The 18505-nt window shown below is 43.8% G+C and carries 14 protein-coding genes; 8 read left to right on the top strand and 6 right to left on the bottom strand.

The features are described 5' to 3' along the window. Positions 1-57: 57 nt before the first annotated feature. The 5 genes from L1D60_RS07785 to L1D60_RS07765 all read right to left on the bottom strand — a co-directional run bounded on the left by L1D60_RS07785 (position 58) and on the right by L1D60_RS07765 (position 4937). Positions 58-738, bottom strand: a complete 681-nt coding sequence (locus L1D60_RS07785) for an ABC transporter permease (RefSeq protein ID WP_239840574.1) — start codon at positions 736-738, stop codon at positions 58-60. Between the two features lie 2 nt (positions 739-740). Then, positions 741-1481, bottom strand: coding sequence for an ABC transporter permease (locus L1D60_RS07780; RefSeq protein WP_239840573.1), 741 nt, complete (start codon positions 1479-1481; stop codon positions 741-743). A gap of 79 nt (positions 1482-1560) precedes the next feature. Then, positions 1561-2331, bottom strand: coding sequence for an ABC transporter substrate-binding protein (locus L1D60_RS07775; protein ID WP_032549476.1), 771 nt, complete (start codon positions 2329-2331; stop codon positions 1561-1563). 107 nt (positions 2332-2438) lie between these two features. Beyond that, entirely contained in the window at positions 2439-3209 is a 771-nt protein-coding gene (locus L1D60_RS07770) for an ABC transporter ATP-binding protein (protein WP_239840572.1), read from the bottom strand. Between the two features lie 243 nt (positions 3210-3452). Continuing rightward, positions 3453-4937, bottom strand: coding sequence for a hypothetical protein (locus L1D60_RS07765; RefSeq protein ID WP_239840571.1), 1485 nt, complete (start codon positions 4935-4937; stop codon positions 3453-3455). Between the two features lie 440 nt (positions 4938-5377). Between L1D60_RS07765 and L1D60_RS07760 the strand changes: the two genes are divergently transcribed. The 5 genes from L1D60_RS07760 (at position 5378) to L1D60_RS07740 (ending at position 12384) form a co-directional block, all read left to right on the top strand. Further along, positions 5378-6919 (top strand): DUF3360 family protein, encoded by a 1542-nt coding sequence (locus tag L1D60_RS07760; RefSeq protein WP_032549480.1) that lies wholly within the window; start codon positions 5378-5380, stop codon positions 6917-6919. A 342-nt stretch (positions 6920-7261) separates the two neighbouring features. After that, positions 7262-9538, top strand: a complete 2277-nt coding sequence (gene pflB / locus L1D60_RS07755; RefSeq protein WP_239840570.1) for a formate C-acetyltransferase — start codon at positions 7262-7264, stop codon at positions 9536-9538. A 201-nt stretch (positions 9539-9739) separates the two neighbouring features. Further along, positions 9740-10741, top strand: coding sequence for a lipid A deacylase LpxR family protein (locus L1D60_RS07750; protein WP_239840569.1), 1002 nt, complete (start codon positions 9740-9742; stop codon positions 10739-10741). 164 nt (positions 10742-10905) lie between these two features. Beyond that, on the top strand, positions 10906-11646 hold the full coding sequence (gene pflA, locus L1D60_RS07745; protein ID WP_239840568.1) for a pyruvate formate lyase 1-activating protein: 741 nt from the start codon (positions 10906-10908) through the stop codon (positions 11644-11646). A gap of 237 nt (positions 11647-11883) precedes the next feature. Beyond that, entirely contained in the window at positions 11884-12384 is a 501-nt protein-coding gene (locus L1D60_RS07740) for a YfbU family protein (protein WP_239840567.1), read from the top strand. Between the two features lie 80 nt (positions 12385-12464). On the opposite strand, the gene L1D60_RS07735 is transcribed toward L1D60_RS07740, so the two are convergent. After that, positions 12465-13193 carry a MipA/OmpV family protein gene (locus L1D60_RS07735; protein ID WP_239840980.1) on the bottom strand — a complete coding sequence of 243 codons (729 nt, stop codon included), beginning with the start codon at positions 13191-13193 and terminating at the stop codon, positions 12465-12467. A gap of 381 nt (positions 13194-13574) precedes the next feature. Here L1D60_RS07735 and L1D60_RS07730 point away from each other — a divergent pair, with 381 nt between their 5' ends. The 3 genes from L1D60_RS07730 (at position 13575) to L1D60_RS07720 (ending at position 18441) form a co-directional block, all read left to right on the top strand. Beyond that, entirely contained in the window at positions 13575-15509 is a 1935-nt protein-coding gene (locus tag L1D60_RS07730; protein WP_150895222.1) for a PrkA family serine protein kinase, read from the top strand. 86 nt (positions 15510-15595) lie between these two features. Then, positions 15596-16867 carry a YeaH/YhbH family protein gene (locus tag L1D60_RS07725; RefSeq protein ID WP_239840566.1) on the top strand — a complete coding sequence of 424 codons (1272 nt, stop codon included), beginning with the start codon at positions 15596-15598 and terminating at the stop codon, positions 16865-16867. A gap of 11 nt (positions 16868-16878) precedes the next feature. Then, a complete protein-coding gene (locus L1D60_RS07720; RefSeq protein WP_239840565.1) occupies positions 16879-18441 on the top strand; it encodes a SpoVR family protein in 1563 nt (520 codons plus the stop codon). Positions 18442-18505: the final 64 nt, after the last annotated feature.

The raw sequence follows: 18505 nt of genomic DNA, 5'->3' as shown, positions 1-18505 counted from the left end.
CCAACCATAGATAAATAGATTGCAGAATAGAAAACGGCGCTCGAAAGCGCCGTTTAATTAACTACTAAGTGGTCTTAGGTAAGCTAAGAATCGTTTCTCAGCGTATTTAAATACGGCGATGATGATAAAGGTCAGTGCCATATAGAACAGGCCTGCCGTTAGGAAAGATTCAAATGGAGCGTAGTAACGTGAATTAACCAAACGCGCTGCGCCAGTTAAATCCATAATCGTTACGATACCTGCAACCGCTGAACCGTGCAGCATGAAGATAACTTCGTTACTGTATGCAGGTAGTGCTCTTCTTAATGCACTTGGCAAGATAATACGACGGTAAGTTTTTGCCGTACTCATACCATAAGCTTTCGCAGCTTCTACTTCACCTTTCGGTAGGCCGTTAATCGCACCACGGATGATCTCAGCCGTGTAGGCAGAAGTATTCAGGATGAATGCCACCAACGCACAGAACCAAGCGTTTTCCCATAAAGTGTCTTTCACAGGGAAGAACTGATCCATGCCGTAATAAATCAAGTAAAGCTGAACCAGCAGTGGCGTGCCACGGAAGAAGTAGATAAATGACCATGCAGGTGCATTAATCAGCATATTGTGGCTATTGCGCGCTATCGCTAATGGGATCGCGACAAAAAGGCCAATAATCAGAGCTATTGTTACCATCCACGCTGTCGTCCAAAGACCGCTCAGGTAAATTGGAAAACTTTCAACAATCAATGAAAAGTCCATAATTACCTCGCGTGAATACTAAATTTACGTTCAACGAGCTTTAACAAGCCTGTTGAAACACTGGTAAAGAACAAGAAAATCAGTGCGACTGCCATGTAGAAGGTAAATGGCATCTTCGTTGAGCCTGCCGCTAACGCGCTGACTCGTACCATATCTTCTAAGCCGATGATCGATACCAAGGCAGTTGTTTTAAGCAGTACAAGCCAGTTGTTACCAAAGCCCGGTAATGCGTGACGAATCATCTGAGGCAGCAATATGCGGTGAAATGCCTTTACAGGGCTCATACCGTAAGCTTTTGCTGCTTCCATCTCGCCAGAATCAACCGCCATGATCGCACCACGGAACGTTTCAGCCATGTAAGCACCGAAAATGAATCCGATAGTGAGAACACCTGCTACAAACGGGCTCACATCGATGTAATCTGGTAAGTATGAGGTCCACTCATGATTTGGATCGCTTGAAGTGAACCACTCATTGAGCCACTCATTGATGGAATACAAACTGTTGTTTAAAAGGATCTGTCCACCAAAGAAGATCAACATCATCAATACGAGGTCTGGAATACCGCGGATAATGGTGGTGTAAAGTGTGGCAATGGCTCTTGCCCATCGATAAGGTGCTAGTTTTGCTAATGCGCCTAACATTCCTAGCACCATAGCTAAAAACAGCGAAAGCAACGCAACTTGAATTGTGAGTACAGCTCCATTAAGTATCGAAGCCTCATACCCTTGTAAATCAAACATAATGAATTCCAACAGAACAGCGAAAAAGTTGGGAGAGAAAGGGAGAGATGTGCTCTCTCCCTAGAGTCGTCTCAGGATATTACTGACCGTATACGTCGTAGTTGAAGTATTTAGCCGCGATATCTTGATAGATACCCTTTTCACGTAGCGAAATGATCGCTTCGTCTAGTTTCTTAGTTAGGTCTTTGTCTTGCTTACGTACTGCGATACCAAAGCCTTCACCGAACCATTTTGGATCTGTTAGAGATGGACCAACAAACTCGTACGCTTCACCGCCGGCTTTGTTTAGAACACCTTCTTCAAGTGCTGATGCATCACCTAGTACCGCTGCAACACGACCGTTTGCTAGGTCAAGGTAAGCTTCGTCGAAAGAACCGTAACGAACGATGTCTACAGTGTCACCGTAGTTGTCTGTTAGGTATTTGTCGTGCGTTGTTGCACGCTGTACCGCGATTTTTTGACCGCTTAGGTCGTCAAAGTTAAGACCAGCGCCTTTTTTCGCGATAAATTTGTTTGGAATCAGAGCGTATTTACCTGTGAAGTCAATCTTCTTCTTACGCTCTTCAGTGATAGACATTGCCGCAATGATCGCATCATATTTACGAGCAAGTAGAGAAGGAATAATGCCATCCCAGTCTTGCGCAACAATCTTACATTTCACTTGCATCTCAGTACAAAGTGCATTTGCCATATCCACGTCAAAGCCTTTTAGAGAGCCGTCAGCCTCTGTCCAGCTAAATGGAGGGTAAGCACCTTCAATACCAAAACGAACTGTTTTCCACTCTTTTGCTTGAGCTACGCCAGTTGCAGCAGTTGCAGCAAGTGCTGCTACCAGTAACCACTTTTTCATATCCCTACTCCTGTGATTTAGATATTTTTAATGTTGTGTTTATAGTTTGGTTGTTGTGTTCATTACACAGTATCGCCTCATACCTTGATAGCGATACTCGCAATACGTTAATAAATCGATGAGATGAACTGTTGTAAACGCTCTGACTCAGGGTTAGTAAAGAGTTTAGCTGGATCGCCCTGCTCTTCCACTAGACCTTGGTGTAGGAACATCACATGATTAGAAACATCACGCGCAAACGCCATTTCGTGTGTTACCACTAGCATGGTTCGGCCTTCTTCGGCCAAATCGCGCATAACACCCAGTACTTCACCCACAAGCTCTGGGTCAAGTGCCGATGTAGGTTCGTCAAATAGCATTACTTCAGGGTCAACAGCCAATGCACGTGCGATAGCGGCACGCTGTTGTTGACCGCCAGAAAGGTGGCCAGGGTAATAGTCTTTACGCTCGTAAAGCCCCACTTTCTTAAGCAGCATTTCTGCATTTTCAATCGCTTGTGCTTTAGAAACACCCAGTACGTGGACAGGCGCCTCAATCACATTCTCAAGAACCGTTAGGTGAGACCATAGGTTAAAGCCTTGAAAAACCATCGCTAAACGAGAACGGATTCGCTGAACTTGTTTTTCATTGGCAGGAATTGATTCACCAAGGCGGTTATTTTTCATTTGGATAAGCTCGCCGTTTACCCAAATCTCGCCGGCTGTTGGTGTTTCTAGTAGGTTGATACAGCGAAGAAAGGTACTCTTGCCAGAGCCAGAGGAACCGATGATTGAAACCACGTCTCCTTTATGCGCAGAAAGCGAAATTCCTTTTAAAACTTCATTTTGACCAAACGTTTTGTGTAAGTCCTTTATGTCCAGCGCTGGTACATCTTTCATGCGCTTTCTCTCCCAAGTTTGTGTAAATGCAAGGTACTCCGACCTTTTCATGCGATACAAACTAGCACCCAACGCAGCAACATGCAACAAATTATTAACCTATCATTTAGGAATAAATAGCACTTCACTCTGATTTATTATGCACAAGGTAGCGTTTTCCTCTCAATTTCATGAATAGCAGTTATAAAAAAGCCCCGATTAACGGGGCTTATTTGTTTTAATTATGTTAAGCGCATCTATTCTTTATCTTTCTAATGATAAGAATTTAGTGCTTTTACTCATTGCTTCTAATTCAATTCGAGTGCTTTCTTTCAAAATTAATCCATGAGCATCATACTTAGCGTCTGTAAGTGCAGTACTGTAGAAACCATTTTGTACATATCGGAAGTCAATATCTTCGTCATTTTCCGAAAACCAATAGCTTTGTTGTAGCTCAAAGCTATTTAAATCAGACGAATCTATAGCTTCAATGTTCGGAATAATTACTTGCTCGTTAGTAAAGCCATATACAGTGTGAAGTTTAGTTGAAGCACTTCCTAAGTTAGGCTTCAAACTTACACGTTGAATACCATTGTCTGTTGTACCAATAGAAATACTGTTAGAAAGATCAACTATCAGTGCATTACTCGCGCTATTGCTTCTATTTGATATCTCAGGGTCCAAGTCAGCTAAGGTAGTAACATTGAATACGTCATCTTCATTAACGTCTAAATCCCATGTATCGTCTAGTGGAATATTTAGCTCAGCACTCCAATTCATAACAGGAGTACCAGTTGTACTCGCATACCATTGCTCTCCGTCACGGAGCATATTTGTATGATAATATTCGCTAACAGTATTTGCCTGAGTTACCAAAATCTTATTCGTGTTTTTATACGCAATACCTATATCCAGATCGTCATATGAAACAGTTGAGCCGCGTACTATAGATTTTTGATCACCTGTATATGAAAGCTCAATACTGCTACTGGACCAATCATCAAACCCGTACTGGAATAAGCTACCGTCAGCACGGTACTGAGTTGCTAGCGTTATATCATTGCTAAGCGCTTGGAAACCAGTACTCGTATTTATTTCTGGGTTATTCGAAGTTTCCTTATCAATACCAGAAGTGAAAACGTAAGGGAAAACAGCCGAATCACCAGAAGTATCATCACCAGTATTTATGTAACGGATGTTATTTTGTGTTACTTCGGACAAGTTCGTACCAGTAATACAAGATAACGAAGGAATTGGAGTCACGACAGTCATAAGCATCGTCGACATATTAGAAGCATTTGCTTCTAATAATTTCTGAGAAAAAGATGTAACGTACAAGTCAAAACCAACTTGTTCTTTGATACTCACAAAACCATTTTCTGGAATATCATCAACAATAATTTTAACTTTACCGTTGCTTACTGTCTCTTCTGATTCGGCGACAACCTCACCGTTCTCATCGATGTAAACAATAGAAAGTAAACTATCCAAAGCATCTTCAATTGGCTTTGCCACCAGCACTTCCGTAGTTACATTTTCAATACCGCTATTATTAGTTACCGTTCTTTCTCTATCGTAATATTGGCAACTTCCAGCAGTTGAAGCATCTACTTTATCTACTTTAACAAACTCAAGTTGAATACTCGTTTTGGCCGGCGCACCGCCACCGCCACCGCCGCCACCGCCGCCACAGCCAACAAGTAGTCCTGAGATCATTGCCGCTAGTGGCAACATTTGTGTCTTTTTCATCTATTTCCGTCCTGTTTGTGGCAACAGCGCGCCAAAATTTAGTCTCTGCGGAAGATATAGCAAAAAACACGCCAAGCATTAAAAGGCTTAATTGTTTTTCTGATAGAAATGTGACGAGGTGAGATAAACGTCAAGTTGTGAAAACAAATTACACGTTTTTTTAAAGTTTACTTATTGAGCTTTGTCATTTTGTAGCTTTCTTTCACACAAACTCATAAAGTGATCAAGATCAATCACCCTAAAGGGTAAGCTTGTTAGACTCCTCGACACACAATAAGGCATATAAAAATGCCAAATGTTTCTTTTAACTTAGCCGTATAAGGCACATAAAAAATGTGCAACATTATGCTAATGAGTTATAAACAAAAGAGATGACGCAGTTTTGCGCATTTATAGAATTCATTTTTAGAATTACTACCAAATAAAAATATGAGGAATCTATGTCAGACGTTGTCAACAATGCGAACTCTGAAGTAGAAGAAAAAAGCTATCAAGAGCTACACCGCCCTGCTTCTGAATTCGAAAGCCGCTCCGACTATCTAGATCACGAGCTGCAAATCATGAAGCCTCGTCGCTTCGGCCTTAACCTTCCTGGTCGTGACTTCCGTTTTGAACTTGAAGACCTTGTTCCAGCACTTGCTGGTACTATCGGCATCATCGCGATGTACTCAGCGGTTATGATGTCTTGGGCTGAAGGTCTGACGCAAGCTTGGGACCACGTAAACCTGGGCAAAGACTTCGCCATTGAAGTGGCTCGTGTAGAGATGCTTATTCCTGCACTACTCTTCTGTATTCTTGCTTCTGGTTTCTTCAATCCGAAAGCAAACCTTGCCGGTAACCACGGCCCAATGATCCCACTTATCGGTACCATTGCTCTTGCAGGTGCTCACCCTCTGGCATTGGCGATCCTTATCGGTGTATTTGGTTTAATCCTAAGTCTACTGAAAGGCGGCTCTAAACTGGTAAACCTCACCTCTGAAGGTACGGCCGGTGGCTTGCTCATTTTCCTAGGTCTAACAGGTACCATGAGCCAAATTAACTCAATCCAAGCTTGGGCGGTTGGTCTAGAATCAGACACAGTTGCAGCAGGCAGCATGGGGTACATTGGTCTTATTGTACTTGCCGTTACCATCGGTCTTTACGCTTTCCTTGCTAAAGTGAACAAGCGTTGGCTAGCGATTCCTGTTTGTGCCTTTACTGGTCTAGCGATTGCTCTGGTTCTTGGTGCAGGCTTCGATATCAAATTCGTAACTGAGACAGGTCTTCCAAACCTAAACCCTGTTTACTGGTGGGGTTCAACTGAAGAAGGTTGGATGCTAGGTCTTCCAAACATGGAACACTTCATCGCGTCTCTACCATTTGCAATCCTTGCGGTAGCTATGTGGTCACCAGACTTCTTAGGTCACCGTATCTTCCAAGAACTGAACTACCCTAAAAAATCTGAAAAAGTACTAATGGACGTAGATGACACAATGACTATGTGTTCTGTTCGTCAAATGGTTGGTACAGCTGTAGGTGGCGGTAACATCACTTCATCTTGGGGTACTTACATGATTCCAGCAGCGATCGCTAAACGTCCTATCCCAGGCGGTGCAATCCTACTTGGCTCTCTATGTATCATCGTTGCGATTCTTGGTTTCCCAATGGATGTTGCAGTGTGGCCACCAGTGATGCGTGTTGCACTTCTAGTTGGTGTATCTCTTCCTCTACTTGAAGCAGGTATGCAAATGGTAAAAGACAGCAAAGATTCACAAGCGGCTGGTATCTGTATCTTCGGTTCAGCGGTTGTTAACCCAGTTCTTGCATGGGCTCTAACGATGCTTCTAGATAACAACGGTCTGATCGGTGACAAAGAGCGTCCTAAGCGTCTATCTTTTGTAGACAAGATTGTTATCCCTGTAGGCGTACTTGTTATCTGTCTTGTTGCAATGCTTGCAGTTGGTATGCTTGAAGGCCAATACGGCATTAAAGCTTGGCTGTAAGTTGGTCTGAATACTCTGACCAAACGTATCTAGCCATCACAGCTGGATTCAAATAAACAGAGTAAATTCAAAAAAAGTTTGGGTGGTGAAAGTCACCACCCCTTTTTTCTCAACTTTTTTTAGCATTTATTGATTTAGTTTAAGGTTTGCAGATTTTTTTTAGCGTAGTCTTGAATACATCGAAGTGAGACACCATTTAAAAAGTAATGACAATATATATAATCATATGAATCTAATGTGATAATACATATTGTTATTAATAAGAGTGTACTACCCTATACAGGGGCGCTGGCTCAACAGCGTTAAAGTACGTGTTTTTTCTACTAAAAAGGTAGGTATGTCATGGCAGAGCAATTTGCTAAAGCTTGGGAAGGTTTTGCTGCAGGTGAGTGGCAAAACGAAGTAAACGTTCGTGATTTCATTCAAAAGAACTACGCGCCGTATGAAGGCGACGAATCTTTCCTAGTTTCTGAAGGTACTGAAGCAACAAACAAACTTTGGGCTTCGGTAATGGAAGGTATCAAGCAGGAAAACGCAACTAAAGCGCCTGTAGAATTCGATACTTCTGTTATCTCTACCATCACTTCTCACGATGCTGGTTACATTGAGAAAGACCTAGAAACAATCGTTGGTCTTCAAACTGAGAAGCCACTTAAGCGTGCTATCATCCCTAACGGCGGTATCCGCATGGTTGAGGGTTCTTGTAAAGCATACGGCGAGACTCTAGACCCAGCTGTTTCAAAAATCTACTCTGAATACCGTAAAACACACAACGCGGGTGTTTTCGATATCTACACGCCTGACATCCTAAAATGTCGTAAGTCTGGTGTTCTAACTGGTCTTCCAGATGCATACGGTCGTGGTCGTATCATCGGTGACTACCGTCGTGTAGCTCTATACGGTATCGACTTCCTAATGAAAGACAAGCAAGCTCAATTTGCTTCTCTTCAAGAGCAATTCGAAAGCGGTGAAAACCTAGCAGAAACAATGCAACTTCGCGAAGAGATCTCTGAGCAACACCGCGCTCTAGGTCAAATCAAAGAGATGGCTGCTAAATACGGCTTCGATATCTCTGAGCCAGCTCAAACTGCTCAAGAAGCTATCCAATGGACTTACTTCGGTTACCTAGCAGCTGTTAAGTCTCAAAACGGTGCTGCAATGTCTCTAGGTCGTACTTCGACTTTCCTAGACATCTTCATCGAGCGTGATATCGCTGCAGGCAAAATCACTGAAGTTGAAGCTCAAGAGATGATCGACCACTTCGTAATGAAGCTACGTATGGTTCGTTTCCTACGTACTCCTGAATACGATGAGCTATTCTCTGGTGACCCAATCTGGGCTACTGAGTCTATGGGTGGTATGGGTATTGACGGTCGTACGCTAGTTACACGTACTAACTTCCGTTTCCTAAACTCTCTATACACAATGGGTCCTTCTCCAGAGCCAAACATCACTGTTCTTTGGTCTGAGCAACTACCTGACGGCTTCAAGCGTTTCTGTGCGAAGGTATCTATCGATACTTCTTCTATCCAGTACGAAAATGATGACCTAATGCGTCCTGACCTAGAGTCTGATGATTACGCTATCGCTTGTTGTGTATCTCCAATGATCGTTGGTAAGCAAATGCAGTTCTTCGGTGCTCGTGCTAACCTTGCGAAAACAATGCTTTACGCAATCAACGGCGGTGTAGATGAGAAGCTTAAACTTCAAGTAGGTCCTGTTTCTGACAAGATCACTGACGAAGTTCTTAACTACGATGACGTAATGGGTCGCCTAGACACATTCATGGACTGGCTAGCTAAGCAGTACGTGACTGCACTAAACAGCATCCACTACATGCACGACAAGTACAGCTACGAAGCGTCTCTGATGGCTCTTCATGACCGTGACGTTCGTCGTACTATGGCTTGTGGTATCGCTGGTCTATCTGTTGCGGCTGACTCTCTATCTGCAATTAAGTTTGCTAAAGTTAAGCCAATCCGTGACGAAGACGGCATTGCTATCGATTTCGAAATCGAAGGCGATTACCCTAAATACGGTAACAACGACTCTCGTGTAGATGATATCGCTTGTGAACTAGTTTCTACGTTCATGAACAAGATCCGTAAGCTTAAGACTTACCGTAACTCTATCCCTACACAGTCAGTTCTTACTATCACGTCTAACGTTGTATACGGTAAGAAGACAGGTAACACTCCAGACGGTCGTCGTGCTGGTGCTCCTTTCGCTCCTGGTGCTAACCCAATGCACGGTCGTGATGAGAAAGGTGCTGTAGCGTCACTAACGTCTGTAGGTAAACTACCGTTTGCTGATGCACAAGACGGTATCTCTTACACGTTCTCTATCGTACCTAACGCTCTTGGTAAAGACGTTGAAGGTCAGAAAGCGAACCTTGCAGGCCTAATGGATGGTTACTTCCACCACGAAGCTGGCATTGAAGGTGGTCAACACCTTAACGTGAACGTTCTTAACCGTGACACTCTAGAAGACGCAGTTAAGCACCCTGAGAAATACCCTCAGCTAACAATCCGTGTATCTGGTTACGCTGTTCGCTTCAACTCTCTAACTGCAGAGCAACAAGCTGACGTAATCGCACGTACATTTACTGAGTCTCTATAATCTTATAGCTGACTAACACAGTAAAAATATTAGCCTCGCCAATGTGCGGGGCTTTTTTATATCTGCAAAGATATTTCGTGCACTCTCTCGACAAAATGAAATGTTAAGTTGCGCAAAAATGTTTTGTTACGTTCACTTTTTTTCCACACCTAGTACCAATTTGCGGTACTATTTCGGCTCGTTACCAAAGAGTACCTTTTCATGAAGCTTGTCCGTTTTCTACCGCTACTACTATTGTCTTTTTCGTCGTTCGCATCAGAGCGATCTACCGTCACTTTCGCTCTTGATAACGACGGTATTTTTGGCGTGGACCAAGACTATACGAACGGCTTGTTTTTGAGCTATACCTCATCTGGGATTACGCCTTACAGCTGGGCAAAGCCTCTCAGTCTTTCAGCTTGGGGAGCGAGCTCTCTTGATAAGTGGGAAATCACGGTCGGCCATAAGATGTACACCCCATCGGATATCGAGGTCACGGAACCTTTGGCCAATGATCGACCATACGCTGGTTTTCTGCATTCGGAATTTAATTACATCAGCCTTCACCCACAGCAGGCACAAAGATTCAACCTGACTTTAGGTACTACAGGTGAAAGTGCGCTCTCTGAACAAGCACAAAAACTTGTCCACTCAATCACAAAATCTGATGAACCTAATGGTTGGGAATTCCAGGTTGATGATGAGTTTGTCGGCAGTGTTGGTTACCTTAGCCATTTCAACCTAATGCGTTCTCGTTCTGTTGCAAACACCGATTTCGAGATATCTAACGTATCAGAGGTTAATGCTGGTAACTTTAGAAGTGATATTTCTACCGGTTTCATGCTTCGTTGGGGTACCGATTTAGGCGGTAACTTTGGTGCAGCAACCATTACTTCAGAAAACCCATTCCGTCCAGGTATGATCGGTGCATCGAACCGAGGTTGGTTTACTTACGCAGGCATAGAAGGTCGTTACCGATTCAATGATATTACGATTGAGGGTGACCGCTCTGGTGTTGAAAAATATGCACTTGAAAATGGCGAAAACCCAGCGATTTATGATGTGACTTTAGAGAACATTCAAGCGACGGCAGTAGCCGGCGTTGCTTGGTACAATCAACATGTCGGTGCTGCCTTCTCACTAACTATGAAGACACCTGATTATGAAGAAGCGAAAGAGTCAATTTATACGACAGGCGGGCTAACATTTTTCGCATTCTTCTAGGCATAAAATAGCCTAAGTATTCATTTGCTAAACATACAGATAAAGGCAATCAACCTCAGTGGTGATTGCCTTTATTTTTGGGCATTCAAAGGCGTATTGACCCTATTTTATGTACCGTTTTTGTAATAAAATAACCAACATAAATACTAATACGAGAACAGCTCATGTCTACAACTGGTCGCATTCACTCATTCGAATCTTGTGGTACCGTCGACGGCCCAGGAATCCGCTTTATTGTGTTTCTACAGGGCTGTTTAATGCGCTGTATGTATTGTCATAATCGTGATACATGGGACACGCATGATGGCAAAGAAGTTACCGTTGAGGAAATCATCAACGAAGCAAAATCGTACCGTCATTTTATGAAAGCCTCTGGTGGTGGCGTTACCTGTTCTGGCGGTGAAGCAATGCTGCAACCAGAATTTGTACGCGACTTTTTCCTAGCTGCAAAAGCGGAAGGGATCCATACTTGTCTCGACACGAATGGCTACATCCGTAAGCACACTGAAGTGGTGGATGAAGTTCTCGACGCTGCGGATTTGGTTATGCTCGACCTTAAGCATATGCGCGATGAGATTCACCAAGATTTCATTGGCGTTTCTAATAAGCGTACTCTCGACTTCGCTCGCTACTTGCATAAAATCGGCAAGACGACTTGGATTCGCTATGTTGTCGTTCCAGGTTATACAGATACCCCTGAAGATGCACGTCTACTAGGTGAGTTCATTAAAGATATGGATAACATCGAAAAAGTAGAGCTGCTTCCTTACCACAAGCTTGGCGCTCACAAATGGGAAGCCTTGGGTATTGAGTACCCTCTTGAAGGCGTAAACCCACCAAGCAAAGAGACTATGGATGAGATCGTATCAGTATTGAGTGAGTACCACTCAAACGTTAAATACTAATCAACCACGTTTCTATAGGCGCTTCATTTTTATGAGGCGCTTTTTTATGGATGCGACACTCCCCACTCATTCATGGTTTCTATTCATATCCTCTCATTTTTCGTTACAACTTCTGTTGATCATTTCAAAAAAACGTATTAAATCCGTGTTGAGATCATGTTTCGGTAAGTAGAATTGCTGTTACTCTTACTTCAACAAACAAATTACAACATTTAGTTTTTTAGTGAGGCTCCTCCCATGGAAATGACCAATGCTCAGCGTCTAATTCTATCAAATCAATACTACTTAATGTCTCAAATGGATCCTGAGAACTCTGCTAAATACCAACGCTTACAGACGATTGTAGAACGTGGTTACGAACTACAAATGCGTGAACTGAACAAAGAGTTTGGTTGCCTAACCGAAGCAGAGTGTCGTGAAATCATCGACATCATGGAGATGTATCACGCGATGCAAGAATCGAACAAAATGCTTGCGGAAGATGAGCGTAAAGACGTAGATCAGCGTCGCCTACAGTTCCTAGGTTTTGATATCGCATCAGAAGCACAAATCGTACATTACGTGCGCTTCTTGGTTGATTCTGAAGGTCTTTACCCTCAATTCGACAAAGCCGATCATCACTTCAATAGCCAGATGCCGATGCTTGATAAGTACCGTCGCATGTTGACGACATGGCGCAACTGCCCTCGTCAGTACCACCTTTGTGCGACAGAGCTATCTCAAATCTTTAACGCATAAAAGAAAGACAAAAATAACAAAGGGTTGCTCATGAGCAACCCTTTTGCGTTCTATGCTTTCAACCTAATCAATGTCAGTGATTAGAAAACGTAAGCAATACCGACATTCGCGGTGGTATTCACGCCACTCTCAATAATTGGGCTCTTCTCAATATCGCCTTCTAAGTTGGTGTAACGTACACCGCCAGTCACGCGAATGTTTGGCGTAATGTGCATGTAACCGCCGAAGCCAATAAAGTATTGCCCATCCCAGTCAGCATCAAATTCATCAAAACTCGTTCTTGCTGCCTCTTCTGCACTCACACCATAAAGATGGTTGTTCAAACGTTCACTATTATAGGCGTAACCGATTGAAGGCGTGATTCCCCACCCTTTTCGACGTATAGGCAAGCGCCAAGCAACTTCACCATAAAGGCCATTGTGTTTAAAACCGATGTCTGAACCGGCTGTCGCTTCAAACATACCAACTAACGTGATCACTTGATAGCTCACGCCACCTAATACGGATGCTTCACGCTCATCAAGTTGTTGAATATCAACATTATCTGAATCGCTTGGTTTTAGAGTTCTTGGGTCATACACAGCTCTAAATACAATGTTCTGTGGGCTGCCGACAGGAAACAAACGGTAGCCAGCGCTAAAGCCACGCATAAAAAAGTGTTCGCCTTCGTAACCCACCATCGGAATAACGGCGCGATTCGACGGCGTGTCTTTATACACTGCTGGAGAGTAAGAAGCAGCAACACCTAAAGACCATTGCGATATCTTAGCTTGAACCCCAGAAGTCACCAATAAAGTGGTACTTACCACTAACGCTTTTACCCAATTTCTGTTCACTATCAACCCTTCGTAAATCTGTATAAATTAAAACCAAGCGAACTATACAGTATGAGATACCCAAAAATCAACAATTCACCTGGTCAATGTTCGATAATGTTCATTATTACCCTGTAAATAATAAAACTTCAAAATTTAAAAACTCTGTTTAAAAGTTCTTCGTATAACTAGTCATTCGTTTAGGCGTTGCCCCTTAGTTTGCACATTCAGCAAACATCACAAATCCGACAAAAATGTAAATAAATGCATAATTGTTAAGCAGAATTGTATAAGCGGGTCTAGGCTTAAGTTGTGGGGAGTTCGTAATTTTCAATCGCTCGTCAGTTTTGACTGGTTAACAAGGGGAATGTGACTATGAGTATTTTCGACCACTATCAATCACGCTATGAAGCAGCCAAGGAAGAAGAGCTGACTCTGCAAGAGTTCCTTGGGTTGTGTAAAGACGATAAGAGTGCTTATGCCAACGCTGCTGAGCGCCTACTGCTTGCGATCGGTGAGCCTGAAGTCATCGATACCGCACAAGACCCTCAGCTCAGCCGAATTTTCTCGAACCGTGTGATCTCTCGTTACCGAGAATTCGAAGACTTCTACGGCATGGAAGACGCGATCGAACAGATTGTTTCTTATCTAAAACATGCAGCTCAAGGTTTAGAAGAACGTAAACAGATTCTCTACCTCCTTGGCCCTGTGGGTGGCGGTAAATCATCTCTGGCAGAGAAACTAAAATCACTCATGCAAAAGGTGCCTATTTACGTACTTTGCGCTGACGGCGAGCGAAGCCCTGTAAATGACCATCCATTCTGCTTATTCGATGTTAATGAAGACGGGGACGTTTTAAAGCAAGAATACGGTATTGAGAAGCGCTACCTACGCTCGATTATGTCTCCGTGGGCAGCGAAGCGCCTGCATGAATTTGGCGGTGACATTTCACGCTTTAAAGTCGTAAAAGTACGTCCATCAATTCTCGATCAAGTCGCGATTGCGAAAACCGAACCGGGAGATGAAAATAACCAAGACATCTCATCTTTAGTAGGTAAAGTTGATATCCGTAAGCTAGAGCACTTCTCACAAGACGACCCAGACGCATACAGCTACTCGGGCGCGTTGTGTAAGGCAAACCAAGGTCTTATGGAGTTTGTAGAGATGTTTAAAGCACCTATCAAAGTGCTCCACCCTCTACTAACAGCAACGCAAGAAGGTAACTTTAACGGTACTGAAGGCCTTTCAGCACTGCCATTCGACGGTATGATTCTCGCGCACTCAAATGAATCTGAGTGGCAGACATTCCGCAACAACAAAAACAACGAAGCATTCTTGGATCGTGTGTACATAGTGAAAGTCCCATACTGTCTGCGCGTTTCTGAAGAGGTGAAAATCTACCAGAAATTGCTTGAGCACAGTGAACTGTCCAAAGCACCATGCTCACCGAGTACACTTGAGCTACTGTCTCAGTTCAGTATCTTGTCTCGCCTGAAAGAGCCTGAAAACTCATCGCTGTTTTCAAAAATGCGCGTGTACGATGGTGAAACCCTGAAAGATACCGATCCAAAAGCGAAGAGTTACCAAGAGTATCGTGACTACGCCGGTGTTGATGAAGGTATGTCCGGTCTATCGACTCGTTTCGCCTTTAAGATTCTTTCGAGAGTGTTTAACTTTGACCAGACCGAAGTCGCGGCAAACCCGGTACATCTGTTCTACGTTATTGAGCAGCAGATTGAGCGTGAGCAATTCCCTCAAGAAACGGCCGAGAAGTACCTAGAATTCTTAAAAGGCTACCTAGTGCCTCGATATGTCGAGTTCATTGGTAAAGAGATTCAAACCGCATACTTGGAATCCTACTCAGAGTATGGGCAAAACATCTTTGATCGCTACGTCACCTACGCTGATTTCTGGATTCAAGACCAAGAGTACCGTGATCCTGAGACAGGTCAGCTATTCGACCGCGCTTCACTCAACGGTGAACTTGAAAAAATCGAGAAAACAGCGGGTATCAGTAACCCTAAAGACTTCCGTAATGAAATTGTAAACTTCGTACTCCGTGCGAAGGCGAACAACAATGGTAAAAACCCAGTTTGGACCAGTTACGAGAAGCTACGCACTGTGATTGAGAAGAAAATGTTCTCGAACACCGAAGAGTTACTCCCTGTTATTTCATTCAACGCGAAAACATCTTCTGAAGACCAGAAGAAGCACGATGACTTCGTCGCTCGTATGATGGAAAAAGGCTACACCGAGAAACAAGTAAGACTGCTCTCTGAATGGTACCTAAGAGTTCGTAAGTCCTCATAAGCCAAAACGTGTCGAGCTGCCTAGTGAGGGCAGCTCCACTACTCACAAGAAGTAGGTTCACGACGAAAATTTGAGAGGGAGTTCTTATGGCACAATTTATTGATCGGAGGCTCAACGGTAAGAACAAGAGCGCAGTAAACAGGCAGCGCTTTATTCGACGCCACAAAGAGCAAATCAAAGAGTCGGTAGCAGATGCTGTTAACCGTCGCTCAATCACCAATACAGAGACGGGTGAAGATGTCTCTATTCCGCATAAAGACATCAAAGAGCCAAGCTTCCATCAGGGGCAAGGGGGCGTAAGAGAGCGCGTCCATCCAGGTAACGACCAATTCATCACTGGCGATAAAATCGAACGTCCAAAAGGTGGTGGACAAGGTGGTGGCTCTGGACAAGGTGAAGCGAGTCCGGATGGCGAAGGACAAGATGAATTTATCTTTCAAATATCCAAAGACGAGTACCTTGATATTCTGTTCGAAGATCTTGAGCTGCCTAACCTAGAAAAGAATCAGATAAACAAAATCACCGAGTGGAAAACACACCGCTCTGGTTATCAAACTGCAGGTATTCCATCAAATATTGCGGTGGTTCGTTCACTGCAACAATCGCTCGCTCGAAGAACCGCGATGACTGCAGGTAAGCGCCGCGAACTAAACTCATTGATGGAACAGTTAGACAAAGTACAAATGACAGAACCTGCTCAACCTTTCGAAGAGACGCGATTAAAAGAAGAGATCGCTGAACTGAGGAAGAAAATTGAGAGTGTGCCTTTCATTGATACGTTCGACCTGCGCTACAAAAACTATGAGAAGCGCCCTATTCCATCCAGCCAAGCGGTAATGTTCTGTCTGATGGATGTTTCTGGCTCGATGGATCAAGCAACCAAAGACATAGCGAAACGCTTTTATGTATTGCTGTACCTGTTCTTGAACCGAACCTACGAGAATGTAGACGTCGTATTTATTCGCCACCATACACAGGCAAAAGAAGTCGATGAACACGAGTTTTTCTATTCTCAAGAGACTGGTGGAACGATTGTATCCAGCGCACTTAAGCTGATGGATGAGATTGTCGCAGAGCGCTACCCAGCCAATGAGTGGAACATATACGCAGCACAAGCGTCCGATGGTGACAACTGGGCAGACGATTCACCACGCTGTAAAGAACTACTGGTCAAGAAACTACTACCTACGTGCCAATACTATTCCTATATCGAGATTACTCGTCGCTCACATCAAACGTTGTGGCATGAGTATGAAAAGCTAGAAGCGACCTTCGATAATTTCGCCATGAAAAACATAAAAACGGTGGAAGATATCTTCCCAGTATTCAGAGAACTGTTCCAGAAAGAGACAGCGTAAGGAGGCTTTTCATGACAACAGAATCCAAAGTTGCAGAGAAAGATAGCCCTGCGAATAACAACAAGGGCAAGAGGCTACCAGACGGCCCTGATTGGACGTTTAATCTCTTAGAACAATACCACGTCGAGATCAAACGTGTTGCGGAGCATTACCGACTCGACACCTACCCCAATCAGATTGAGGTCATTACTTCTGAGCAGATGATGGATGCCTACTCCAGTATCGGTATGCCGATTAATTACAACCACTGGTCGTTTGGTAAAAAGTTCATCCAAACAGAGCAAAACTATAAGCACGGCCAGATGGGGCTTGCTTACGAAATCGTGATTAACTCTAATCCATGTATCGCCTACCTGATGGAAGAGAATACGGTGACCATGCAGGCGCTCGTGATGGCGCACGCTTGTTACGGCCACAACTCTTTCTTTAAAGGTAACTACCTTTTCCAAACATGGACGGATGCTAGCTCCATCATCGATTATCTTCTGTTCGCGAAAAAGTACATCGCGGATTGTGAAGAAAAGTACGGCGTCTCAGAGGTTGAGCAACTACTCGACTCATGTCACGCATTGATGAACTATGGTGTCGACCGCTACAAACGCCCTGAGAAGATCTCCATCGCAGAAGAAACAGCACGTCAACAAGAGCGTGAAGCGTACCTACAGTCTCAAGTGAATGAACTGTGGCGCACCGTACCGAAGAACCGTGATAAAGAGGAAGAACAGAAAGTACGCTTCCCAAGTGAACCACAGGAAAACATCCTCTACTTCATTGAAAAAAATGCCCCACTGCTAGAACCATGGCAACGTGAGTGTGTTCGTATCGTGCGCAAAATCAGCCAATATTTCTACCCACAAAAACAGACACAAGTGATGAACGAAGGTTGGGCAACTTTCTGGCACTATACGATTTTGAATCACCTTTACGACGAAGGCTTGGTAAGTGACAAATTCATTCTGGAGTTCTTACATAGCCATACCAGTGTTGTGGCACAACCGCCATACAACAGCCCTTACTTCAGCGGAATTAACCCTTACGCACTTGGCTTTGCGATGTTTCAAGATATCCGCCGAATCTGTGAAAACCCGACAGATGAAGACAAGGAGTGGTTCCCTGAGTTAGCTGGTAGCGATTGGCTTGAGGCGGTGCACTTTGCCATGCACAACTTCAAAGATGAGAGCTTTATCAGTCAATATCTATCACCCAAAATCATCCGTGACTTTAAGTTATTTTCGATACTCGACGATGACCGCAAGAGCGTGATTGAAGTGAGTGCGATTCATGATGAAATGGGCTATCGAATGATCCGTGAAAAGCTCGCCGCACAATACAACTTGAGTAACCTAGAGCCAAACATTCAAGTCTTTAACGTAGATGTGCGAGGCGACCGTTCAATGACTCTACAATACGTGCCTCACGACCGCATTCCCCTAGATAAAGGCTATGACGAGGTAATGAAGCATCTTTATCGCTTGTGGGGCTTTGACGTGGTCTTAGAAGAACTAAAAGACACGGGACATAGGGAGATTCTCGCGACGTGCCCAAAGCGCAATGATTACGGCTCGAAGATCTAACTAAACCCATCAACACATTACGTTCATCAAACAAAAAAGCGCACTGGCTAACACCAATGCGCTT

The sequence above is a fragment of the Vibrio sp. Isolate30 genome, assembly GCF_022397975.1.
GTDB classification, from domain to species: Bacteria; Pseudomonadota; Gammaproteobacteria; order Enterobacterales; family Vibrionaceae; genus Vibrio; species Vibrio fortis.
This window is presented reverse-complemented; position numbering and strand designations above follow the sequence as displayed.

What these genes read in the sequence shown, in the direction of transcription:
- L1D60_RS07785 (WP_239840574.1), bottom strand. Translation starts at nt 738, where the DNA reads ATGGACTTTTCATTGATTGTTGAAAGTTTTCCAATTTACCTGAGCGGT.
- L1D60_RS07780 (WP_239840573.1), bottom strand. Translation starts at nt 1,481, where the DNA reads ATGTTTGATTTACAAGGGTATGAGGCTTCGATACTTAATGGAGCTGTA.
- L1D60_RS07775 (WP_032549476.1), bottom strand. Translation starts at nt 2,331, where the DNA reads ATGAAAAAGTGGTTACTGGTAGCAGCACTTGCTGCAACTGCTGCAACT.
- L1D60_RS07770 (WP_239840572.1), bottom strand. Translation starts at nt 3,209, where the DNA reads ATGAAAGATGTACCAGCGCTGGACATAAAGGACTTACACAAAACGTTT.
- L1D60_RS07765 (WP_239840571.1), bottom strand. Translation starts at nt 4,937, where the DNA reads ATGAAAAAGACACAAATGTTGCCACTAGCGGCAATGATCTCAGGACTA.
- L1D60_RS07760 (WP_032549480.1), top strand. Translation starts at nt 5,378, where the DNA reads ATGTCAGACGTTGTCAACAATGCGAACTCTGAAGTAGAAGAAAAAAGC.
- pflB (WP_239840570.1), top strand. Translation starts at nt 7,262, where the DNA reads ATGGCAGAGCAATTTGCTAAAGCTTGGGAAGGTTTTGCTGCAGGTGAG.
- L1D60_RS07750 (WP_239840569.1), top strand. Translation starts at nt 9,740, where the DNA reads ATGAAGCTTGTCCGTTTTCTACCGCTACTACTATTGTCTTTTTCGTCG.
- pflA (WP_239840568.1), top strand. Translation starts at nt 10,906, where the DNA reads ATGTCTACAACTGGTCGCATTCACTCATTCGAATCTTGTGGTACCGTC.
- L1D60_RS07740 (WP_239840567.1), top strand. Translation starts at nt 11,884, where the DNA reads ATGGAAATGACCAATGCTCAGCGTCTAATTCTATCAAATCAATACTAC.
- L1D60_RS07730 (WP_150895222.1), top strand. Translation starts at nt 13,575, where the DNA reads ATGAGTATTTTCGACCACTATCAATCACGCTATGAAGCAGCCAAGGAA.
- L1D60_RS07725 (WP_239840566.1), top strand. Translation starts at nt 15,596, where the DNA reads ATGGCACAATTTATTGATCGGAGGCTCAACGGTAAGAACAAGAGCGCA.
- L1D60_RS07720 (WP_239840565.1), top strand. Translation starts at nt 16,879, where the DNA reads ATGACAACAGAATCCAAAGTTGCAGAGAAAGATAGCCCTGCGAATAAC.